Source organism: uncultured Nitrosomonas sp. (assembly GCF_902826915.1).
In the GTDB taxonomy this organism is placed as follows: domain Bacteria; phylum Pseudomonadota; class Gammaproteobacteria; order Burkholderiales; family Nitrosomonadaceae; genus Nitrosomonas.
The window spans coordinates 1-8751 of record NZ_CADEGP010000092.1 but is presented as its reverse complement, the minus strand read 5'-3'; the positions used below and the strand labels follow the sequence as shown (position 1 = coordinate 8751).

Sequence of the window (8751 nt, the reverse complement as noted above, 5' to 3'; positions counted from 1 at the left end):
AAACAGCGCATTCATGCATAATATCAAATGATTATGCATATTTCAGGACCGACTACATATAAAAATCATCTGATTACATTTATCCGTCCTAGCTGATAAGAATTCGCCCCCTATCGAACCGTGATTAATAGCGATAAATGGCAGATCGACGTTGTAAAATCACGCCAGAAAATCACCTTCCAGCCGCTTATCTAATAAGATCCCCAAACCTGCAGATATCCACTCACATTGTGCAGATACTTCTGCCTTGTATGTAGTGCAATATTCCCTACAGCTAGCAGCAACATAGTAGTTCTTGCACAAGCTTATCCGTGAAAGTTTTATGCACCTAATTTTCGGCAATAATTGCCGATATTTCCGGTAATTATTGTCAAGCTTATGATAAACAGAACAATTATAGTGCCACTTAAAAGAACCAGCATTCTGCATTTATTCCAGAATTCGAAAATTCTCCTCTGCAGTATAGTGATCACTATCTTTTTTGATAATGTTTTTTTCTGAAAGGCGATCACAAATTTCTCCGATCACAAACATTACAGAATTCTAAAAAGAGATTGCACCAGGAAAAACTCAATCGGGATATTAAACACTCAAGATGTTGATGTTTCTTATTTACTGGCCCCATTAGGTTAATCAGATAACCTATTGAAGTAATTCTTTAAACTTTTTGAGGCACCAGTAACCTCTTCAAGTCCATCACAGGAGTTTACATGACTAGAGATAATTTTATGAGCTCAATCATTATGTTACCGATCGTATTCAAGAAGATAAACACTATATCCATAGCAGCATTATTCGCCATATCGATGATTTTTTCTTCTCTGGCATCAGTACATGCAGCCCCAATACCTCCTGGGACCACTGGAGTAAAATGGCATCCAGGTCATTACTACACCATTCAAAATTGGGCTAACGATGATCCGATTTACATGGCACAAGTTTACAAAGAACTCGAGGCCACACCTGCGCTGCGTGGAATGCAACTGCGTTATTTATGGGGTTGGTTGGAAAAATCACCGGGCGTATATGATTTCTCTTCCATCGACAAACATCTTGCCAAACTGACTGCCATGAACAAGCGGCTAGTTATTCAGGTGCAAACAAAATCATTCGAAGCAAACTGGAAGCTCATACCGGATTATCTAAAAACAGCTGAATATGAAGGCGGAGCATTTGCATTTAGAGACTGGGGATCTACAACTATAGACGGCTATAACATTAAATTATGGAACACGAATGTTCGTAACCGATTGACTGCATTACTAAAAGCAATGGGAGAGCGCTACAACTCACACCCGAATTTCGAAGGTATCGGTATGATAGAAACGGCCATGGGGCAAGCGGTCACACCGCTAACAACGGCTCAGACTGATAAATGGTTTGACAATCTAATCATTGTGCAACAGAAAGCACGTACATTTTTTCCCAACACCATGACGATTCAAGAAATAAACTATCCACGCGAATATCTCAAGCAAATCACTTCAGCCATGGTAAAAATGGGAGGGGCTCTCGGCTGCCCGGATATTTATCCAGATGAGCCCGGTTTAAATTTTGTTGGAGACGCATATTCTCCTCAAGGTGCTTACCCTTATTTCGCTCAACTTTCAGGGATTGTACCTATTGCTCCTACAGTTGAGAAGGTCAATTACTTAAATACGCGTGGCGATAAAAAAGGTCATGTACCAACCGTTCAGGAAATTCTGGTATTCGCGCGTAACGAATTAAAACCCAACTATATATTCTGGCAACGCCTTCCCGAATACGTCGGGCAAGTGTTAGAGGTGATGAGCTGGAAAAGACAGACAAGCACACCATCAGGTGGATTGATTTCAACCTGCCCGAGTGCCTACTCTTCCTGTATTACTGACTAATAATTCCAACTGTAATTATCACTTCGACCAGAAATAAGCATCAGTTTTAACATTTTTGGTCGAAGTTATCAGCAAAAAAATTCAAATTCTTACTTTCATTGCTTGCGTGTCAATCAGCGTTGGGTAGTGTAAATTTAATTGTTGATATGTTCTGATCTAGCTCACTGATTTTCCTCAGTTCATTTCGGAGCTTCTTGAGAAATCGGTTGAAGAAACGTTTTGCAGCATTGCTATCTCGATGTGCTTGAGGCAATATATTGACCACTTCACCATCTTGACCTATCACTCGCCACAAATACCTCGAAATGTGTTTCCATATTCTTGATATTGATGTCTCAGCTTTCTGGCATATTTTGGACCAAACTTGATGCACCATAGACGAATCGATTCATGGGTTACTACAATCCCTTTTTCAGCTAACAAGTCTTCGATATCACGATGGTTTAAGTTAAATCGATAATAAAGCCACACTGCGCACTGAATAATATCAGATGAAAATCAATGACGTTTGTGTAGGGTCGCTGAATTCTCATTCTGCTATTATCGCGCAGGTGTAGTTAACTTTGCAGTACCCACTTGTTTCATATCAGAGTAGTTTAGGGCTGTATTTTTCAGACCAATATTCAATACACAACAACTTAAGGAATTAAATAAATGGCATTTTCTAATCCGGTTGCCAGTCCGTTCTCTAGCAATGTATATATTAATGGCTTGCTGTGGGGCAGTCATTGGGATGACCCAACTATGGGGACTCGCTTGAAAGTTTATATTGCGGGTATCAACGGGAATGAAGTTTTCGATTTTGGAGGCACTCCGGTTACCGCAAATACGGATCCGCAGGAAGTCACCGCATTTCAGCATGCTATGCAGCTTATCGAGCATGTTTGTAATGTTAATTTTATGATTGCGACCAGTCAGCCGGATGCCGACATCATCGTTGGTGCCGCAAGTAATTCCGATGTGCAAGGTGGTTTGGGTGTTTCCATTCCTCCCGGTGAAGATATTGGTCCGGTGATCAATCGTCAAGGCGCAGTAATTGTCAATTTTGACGCTTATTCATCAGATGATTATTCAAGTCTCCATCAAGGGGGATATGACTTCACTACGGTTATCCATGAGTTTGGTCACGCGCTTGGATTGAAACATCCGCATGATTCAGGAGGAGGTGGGCGGCCAAACTTTCCGGGAGTGACCGATCCGTTTGGGGATTATGGGGATTTCAACCTCAATCAAGGTATCTATACGATGATGACTTATAATGATGGTTGGCAAACAAATCCTAACGGTCCGCTTGATCCTGCCATCACTCCGGGCTATGGATATGAGGGCACACCTATGGCCCTCGACATTGCGGCTTTGCAATTTCTCTATGGCGCCAACACGAATTACCGGATGGGCAATGATGTATATACCTTGAGTTCTATTAATGTACCGGGAACATTCTATTCGTGTATTTGGGACACCGGCGGTATGGAAACCATTCGTAATTCATCGACTAAAAATTCGACAATTGATTTGCGTGCCGCGACACTTCAACATGCATTGGATGGCGGCGGGTATCTCTCGGTTGTTGATGGGGTCAATGGAGGATTCACAATCGCCCATGGGGTTATGATTGAAAATGCCACTGGCGGTACAGGTCTCGATACTATTAGAGGTAACTGGATGGCGAATACGTTGATCGGTAATGCAGGGAACGATTGGATCAACGGATTTGGCGGAGCAGACAACATTAAGGGTGGAAAAGGTGCCGATACGTTAATAGGTGGCGGCGGTGCCGACACCTTTGTTTATACTGCAGCAAGCGACAGCATCGGCCGATTCGATTTGATCAAGGATTTTGTGCATGGGCTGGATGATATCGATGTGACTGCGATTGACGCCAATGGTGCCGCTGCAGGCAATGCCGCATTCGTTTTTCGTGGAAGCTCGAAATTTACGGGTGCAGGTGCGGAAGTGCGATTTGTTAAGAATGCATCGAATAATGTTACTAATGTGCTTTTTGATATCGACGGTAACCAAGCCCCCGATATGACAATCCGTTTGACGGGCTTGATTACCATGGAAGCTAGTGATTTTACGTTATGAACATGCGATTCCCCGCAGTCTTGCCCCGGGGATCTAATTAGTTTTTAGAATATCGGGATGCAAGAGGTCGTAGAGAAGTCGAGTCACTCTGCATAACAGATCCACCATCATATTGTATTTGCAGTGGAATATAGCCGATGACTGCTAGATGAATCGATAGTATATATTATCGTGACGACTGCAAAGGAAATTGAAGAGAGATACGACATTGAGTTTGGGTAGATCGGCTGCGATAAAGATCATGTGCATATATTGACTAAGTGACCTGGTTTAATGGTCATATCTGCCAGAATTCGGTAGTGTTAATCAGCCGTCTCCTCTCTCTGTCTCGAAATATGAACATACCCTCCAATTCCACCCAAAATTACCCCTAACGGTGCTGCTACAAAGACTCCAATCATGGGCCCCTGACTGGTGTCTTTGGCGATAACCATCGGCCCTAAAAAGCTTGCCGTAAAAAATAATCCACCAAGGATTAATGCGCCACCAATGACAGCTATAATAGTGTTCATTTTTCCACCAGAAGTCAGCTTCCAGGTAAACCAAGCACCTAGAATTGCGCAGATCAATGAGAAAGTCGTGCTAACCCAGACTGGAAAGTTGGTCATAATTGTGAGCATCGTGTTGACAAAAAACAGCACGGTTAAAAACATTAGAAGAGATACAATTGGTTTTAATATTTGAATCATAGTTTGATACTTTCATCCAATAGATATAAAACGACGCAGCATTGTAAACTATCTCGCATCACAAAGCCTTGAATCCATCGTGAGGTTTGATGCATAAGGCGGCATGTAGAATGAAAACATCAGATCTAAAACGGCGTAAATTATTGCAGTATGGATTTATAAGCTTAGGAGCATTTTTCGGTAACACATTGCTACCTTCTCCAGCTAAAGCTGCCGCTTTGTCATTATCGCTAACTGCACGCGGTGAACTTCTACCACCGGATCATAATGGTGTGCGTTTACCAGCAGGATTTACTTCCCGTATCGTGGCTCATTCAGGTCAAAAACTGTTTGACTATACATGGCACGCGGCACCAGATGGCGGTGCCACGTTTGCCTCTTCTGAGGGCGGTTGGATTTATGTTTCCAATTGCGAACTGGAGGGTCAAGCCGGCGGTGTCGGGGCATTAAAATTCAATGCACAGGGAGAGTTGGTTGATGCGTATTCGATTCTGAGTCAAACTAACCGCAATTGCGCGGGCGGGCATACACCGTGGCAAACGTGGCTATCGTGCGAAGAAATCGATAAAGGGAGAGTGTGGGAGTGTGATCCATTTGGCCGCAAACCCGCACAAGCCAGAAGTTCCCTGGGTCTATTCCGGCATGAAGCGGTGGCAGTGGATACCTGTAACAAACAATTGTATTTGACCGAAGACAAACCGGAAGGCCGGTTTTATCGCTACAGCACCCATACATTCGATACTGCCGGCAATCCCAATCTAGACGATGGTATTCTGGAAGTTGCCGAGGTGATTGACGACAACACTGGCGCAGTTCGCTGGCACGCGTTGACCGATCCTTTAGCAACCACTGTGCCGACACGCAAACAAGTTCCCATCAGCACCGCGTTCAATGGCGGTGAAGGCATTTGGTATCATCAGGGTTTCGTCTATTTTACAACTAAAGGGGATGATCGCGTGTGGGTTTTTGATGTGCTACAGCAGCGTCTCAACATTCTCTATAGTGCAGCATCATATCTATCGCCGGTGTTAACCGGAGTTGACAATATCACCGGCAATGCCGCAGGTGAATTGCTGGTGGCCGAGGATGGTGGCAACATGCAAATTGTAGTGCTATCCGGAAACAGCACTCTGCCGTTATTACAAGTGATTGGCCATGACCGTTCGGAAATAGCCGGTCCTGCTCTGAGTCCCGATGGATCACGGTTATATTTCAGTTCTCAGCGAGGCAAAACCGGAAGTAGTGCAGATGGCGTAACGTTTGAAATAACCGGTCCATTCTGATATGACTTTGCTCTGTCTCCAAGATTCCGGCAAAATTTCTAGCACTAGATACTTCCACAAATAATTGGATTACTGATGTAAATAAAAAGTAAGCGGGTCTAAGTAATAAGTGAAATTAAGTTACGCAGCAAGTAAATTAATTTTCAGATTCATAATGGAATGATTGCAACATAAAATGGAACTGCTAATGACATTAATTGAGAGCAATAATAAATCTAATTTGATTAATGCATTTTTCGAATGCGATTTAAAACAATTACAAAAAGATTATCCCTCCATCAAGGAAATCAATGTTTCAAACAAAGCTTTTCTTTACCACCAGGGCAATCGTTGTTCGGATGTCTTTTGGATAAAAAGTGGTATCGTTAAGCTCTCTCATATAACAGAAGAGGGAATTGAAGTTACCATTACTATTCTTGGGAAAGGAAGCGCCCTTGGTTGCTTTTGGAATAATTCTGCCAGTCCAGAAGTAGAAGAGACTGTACAGGCATTGGGAGAAGTTAATTTTTATCGTATAGCAAAAAGCGATTTCAGAGCATTAATGTCTCATCAAGCAGAGTTGGCATGGCATGTTTTTGAGGAAATATATGCTCGCAAGCAGAAAATCGAACGCAAGCTTCGAACTGTTCTGACACAACCCGTTGAGATGCGTGTCATAGCAACATTATTAGAATTAGCTGAAATATTTGGAATAAAGTGCACTCATGGATATGCATTGGAAATTCATTTAACCCAACAAGAAGTGGCGGATTTAGTAGGCGCCAGTCGTTCGGTGGTAAGCACAATCTTAAATGATTTCAGGAACCGTGGAATGCTGAACTATACACGCGAACAGATTTGTATTAATGACGCTGCGTTCATTAGTCTTTAAGTGGCAATTGCATCTGTGTTTTCTAGCTAACAGACTTTAGTAGTAGAACTGTATTAGGGTACTGAACGTGGTGACTATGGAGTGACCACAAATTAATCCCAGGAGAATTCACATGAAAGTTATTTCACCCCGTATGCACGGTTATCTTGATTTTCTGACCGTCATTATTTTTTTACTCGCCCCTACACTATTAGGATTAAGTCAGTTACCAGCCATGCTTGCCTACAGTCTGGCTGCAGTCCACTTGATGGTGACACTGGCTTCTGATTTTCCATTTGGTGTGTTTAAGCTAATTCCATTTACCATTCACGGTTGGATTGAGCGCCTGGTTGGCCCTTTATTAATTGCCCTGCCTTTTATCCTGGGTTTTGCAGATGAAGAGACTGCAAGGAATTTTTATATCGCAGTTGGTTTGATTATTATCGTGGTCGGTATGCTCACTGATTATCAAGGTGTAGCAAGAGATAAAAAGAATTCTTAAAAAATGAAAAACTGTAATCAGTATTAGATTAATGTTATACATGCGGCCATTCCAATGGCCGCTAAAGCAAGAGAATCATAAATCCACTTCACTTTTCCAATAAAAACTTAAGAGGAAAGTAAAAATGAAAACTATCAGTACAATTGTTGATGATGTTTCTGTATCTCCTGAAATTGAAGAAACCTTCATCAAGATAAAAAAAGCGCTTAACGCACCCTTTACACCGAACTTTTTCCGAGTATGGGGTATTTCACCTGAGTCGTTAAAAGGCATCTGGCCAGTAATGAATCATATACTGACGAGTGGTCGGGTAGGACGTCAACTTAAAGAAATGATTTTTGTTGCGATCTCATCATTAAAGGGCTGCCACTACTGTGAGGCCGCACATCACGCATTTTGTCTAAGCATAGGCGTCACACCTGAACAAATTGACAGCCTAATTAATAACTATACGGCAGATACGGCTGATCCTAAGGACAAAGCCGCCATAGATTTTGCTGTTAGACTCGCAAAAGATTCTCACTCATCAAGCGAACAAGATTTTCAGGCCTTAAGAGAGCTGGGGTTTGATGATGAAGAAATTATGGAAATTATTGCCATGTCAGGTATGTGCGTTTTCTACAATCATTTAGCGAATGCAACCAAAATAAATATTGACGAAGGGTTTGTTAAAAAGATCTCAAAGAAATAATGAGCTAGATCCGATTTAGTGGGCGGGCAAGTATTTCTAGAATGCTACATTTTTCTCAAGTTTTAGCGAAATCAGCAAGGGTTTGATTCTTAAGTTTTGTATGCCTTCGAATACGATTGTAAAACACCTCAATATATTCAAACGTTATTTTTCTTGCTTCAGCTCTGGTTTTAAATTTATAGTGATGTAAACATTCATTTTTCAATGTACCAAAGAAGCTTTCCTGAATCGCCCCCGATTTTCCGGAGACATGTTTTCTTGAATCAAGCTGCATCAGCTGACTCTTCCTGTTGGCGATGATACGCCTTTTCAAATTCTGCCGGTGGGACATATCCGATTGCGTCCAGCAGTCTTCGATTGTTGAACCAATCCACCCATTCCAATGTGGCAAATTCTACTTCTTCGATACTACGCCAAGGACCGCGATGCCGTATGACTTCGGTCTTGTACAAACCATTGATGGTTTCGGCTAGCGCGTTGTCATAAGAATCTCCGATGCTTCCGACAGAGGCGTCAATATTTGCCTGCGCCAAACGTTCCGTATAGCGAATCGATAAATACTGGCTGCCTCGATCACTGTGATGAATCAATCCTGAGGTTCCCCGCCGTGCCCATAGCGCCTGTTCCAATGCATCCAGTATCAGTTCCGTTCGCAATGAACGACTCACTCGCCAGCCAACAATATACCGGGCAAAAACATCGGTGATAAAAGCCACATAAAGAGCTATGATTATTTCTGGTGTATGACAAGTGAGGAGAAAGCGGTGTAGCCTG

The 8751-nt window shown here is 42.4% G+C and carries 9 protein-coding genes and 1 pseudogene; 6 read left to right on the top strand and 4 right to left on the bottom strand.

What is annotated here, in order from left to right; genetic code table 11:
- The first annotated feature begins 710 nt into the window (after nt 1–710).
- On the top strand, nt 711–1874 hold the full coding sequence (locus QZV86_RS12700; protein WP_295628802.1) for a glycoside hydrolase: 1164 nt from the start codon (nt 711–713) through the stop codon (nt 1872–1874).
- 109 nt (nt 1875–1983) lie between these two features.
- Here QZV86_RS12700 and QZV86_RS13850 read toward each other — a convergent pair whose 3' ends face one another.
- On the bottom strand, nt 1984–2250 hold the full coding sequence (locus QZV86_RS13850) for a DDE-type integrase/transposase/recombinase (RefSeq protein ID WP_366925706.1): 267 nt from the start codon (nt 2248–2250) through the stop codon (nt 1984–1986).
- A 278-nt stretch (nt 2251–2528) separates the two neighbouring features.
- Between QZV86_RS13850 and QZV86_RS12695 the strand changes: the two genes are divergently transcribed.
- On the top strand, nt 2529–3962 hold the full coding sequence (locus QZV86_RS12695) for a M10 family metallopeptidase (protein ID WP_295628799.1): 1434 nt from the start codon (nt 2529–2531) through the stop codon (nt 3960–3962).
- Nucleotides 3963–4264: 302 nt separating this feature from the next.
- On the opposite strand, the gene QZV86_RS12690 is transcribed toward QZV86_RS12695, so the two are convergent.
- Nucleotides 4265–4651, bottom strand: coding sequence for a multidrug ABC transporter permease (locus QZV86_RS12690; protein WP_295628797.1), 387 nt, complete (start codon nt 4649–4651; stop codon nt 4265–4267).
- Nucleotides 4652–4761: 110 nt separating this feature from the next.
- On the opposite strand from QZV86_RS12690, the gene QZV86_RS12685 reads away from it, so the two are divergent.
- The 4 genes from QZV86_RS12685 to QZV86_RS12670 all read left to right on the top strand — a co-directional run bounded on the left by QZV86_RS12685 (nt 4762) and on the right by QZV86_RS12670 (nt 7977).
- On the top strand, nt 4762–5934 hold the full coding sequence (locus tag QZV86_RS12685; RefSeq protein ID WP_295628794.1) for an alkaline phosphatase PhoX: 1173 nt from the start codon (nt 4762–4764) through the stop codon (nt 5932–5934).
- 187 nt (nt 5935–6121) lie between these two features.
- Complete coding sequence (locus tag QZV86_RS12680; protein ID WP_295628791.1) at nt 6122–6805, top strand: Crp/Fnr family transcriptional regulator; 684 nt, start codon at nt 6122–6124, stop codon at nt 6803–6805.
- Between the two features lie 112 nt (nt 6806–6917).
- The gene (locus tag QZV86_RS12675; protein WP_295628788.1) at nt 6918–7286 is read left to right on the top strand and encodes a hypothetical protein; all 369 of its coding nucleotides are present in this window, start codon (nt 6918–6920) and stop codon (nt 7284–7286) included.
- Nucleotides 7287–7410: 124 nt separating this feature from the next.
- A complete protein-coding gene (locus tag QZV86_RS12670; protein ID WP_295628785.1) occupies nt 7411–7977 on the top strand; it encodes a carboxymuconolactone decarboxylase family protein in 567 nt (188 codons plus the stop codon).
- Between the two features lie 55 nt (nt 7978–8032).
- Here QZV86_RS12670 and QZV86_RS12665 read toward each other — a convergent pair.
- Both QZV86_RS12665 and QZV86_RS12660 read right to left on the bottom strand, forming a co-directional pair.
- Nucleotides 8033–8200 (bottom strand): annotated as a pseudogene (locus QZV86_RS12665) (IS3 family transposase); the annotation flags it as partial.
- 40 nt (nt 8201–8240) lie between these two features.
- On the bottom strand, nt 8241–8751 hold a 511-nt coding region (locus QZV86_RS12660), incomplete at its 5' end, for an IS3 family transposase (RefSeq protein WP_295628782.1).

Excerpts from the sequence above, each read along its gene's own strand:
- QZV86_RS12700 (WP_295628802.1), top strand. The coding sequence starts at position 711 with ATGACTAGAGATAATTTTATGAGCTCAATCATTATGTTACCGATCGTA.
- QZV86_RS13850 (WP_366925706.1), bottom strand. The coding sequence starts at position 2,250 with ATGGTGCATCAAGTTTGGTCCAAAATATGCCAGAAAGCTGAGACATCA.
- QZV86_RS12695 (WP_295628799.1), top strand. The coding sequence starts at position 2,529 with ATGGCATTTTCTAATCCGGTTGCCAGTCCGTTCTCTAGCAATGTATAT.
- QZV86_RS12690 (WP_295628797.1), bottom strand. The coding sequence starts at position 4,651 with ATGATTCAAATATTAAAACCAATTGTATCTCTTCTAATGTTTTTAACC.
- QZV86_RS12685 (WP_295628794.1), top strand. The coding sequence starts at position 4,762 with ATGAAAACATCAGATCTAAAACGGCGTAAATTATTGCAGTATGGATTT.
- QZV86_RS12680 (WP_295628791.1), top strand. The coding sequence starts at position 6,122 with ATGACATTAATTGAGAGCAATAATAAATCTAATTTGATTAATGCATTT.
- QZV86_RS12675 (WP_295628788.1), top strand. The coding sequence starts at position 6,918 with ATGAAAGTTATTTCACCCCGTATGCACGGTTATCTTGATTTTCTGACC.
- QZV86_RS12670 (WP_295628785.1), top strand. The coding sequence starts at position 7,411 with ATGAAAACTATCAGTACAATTGTTGATGATGTTTCTGTATCTCCTGAA.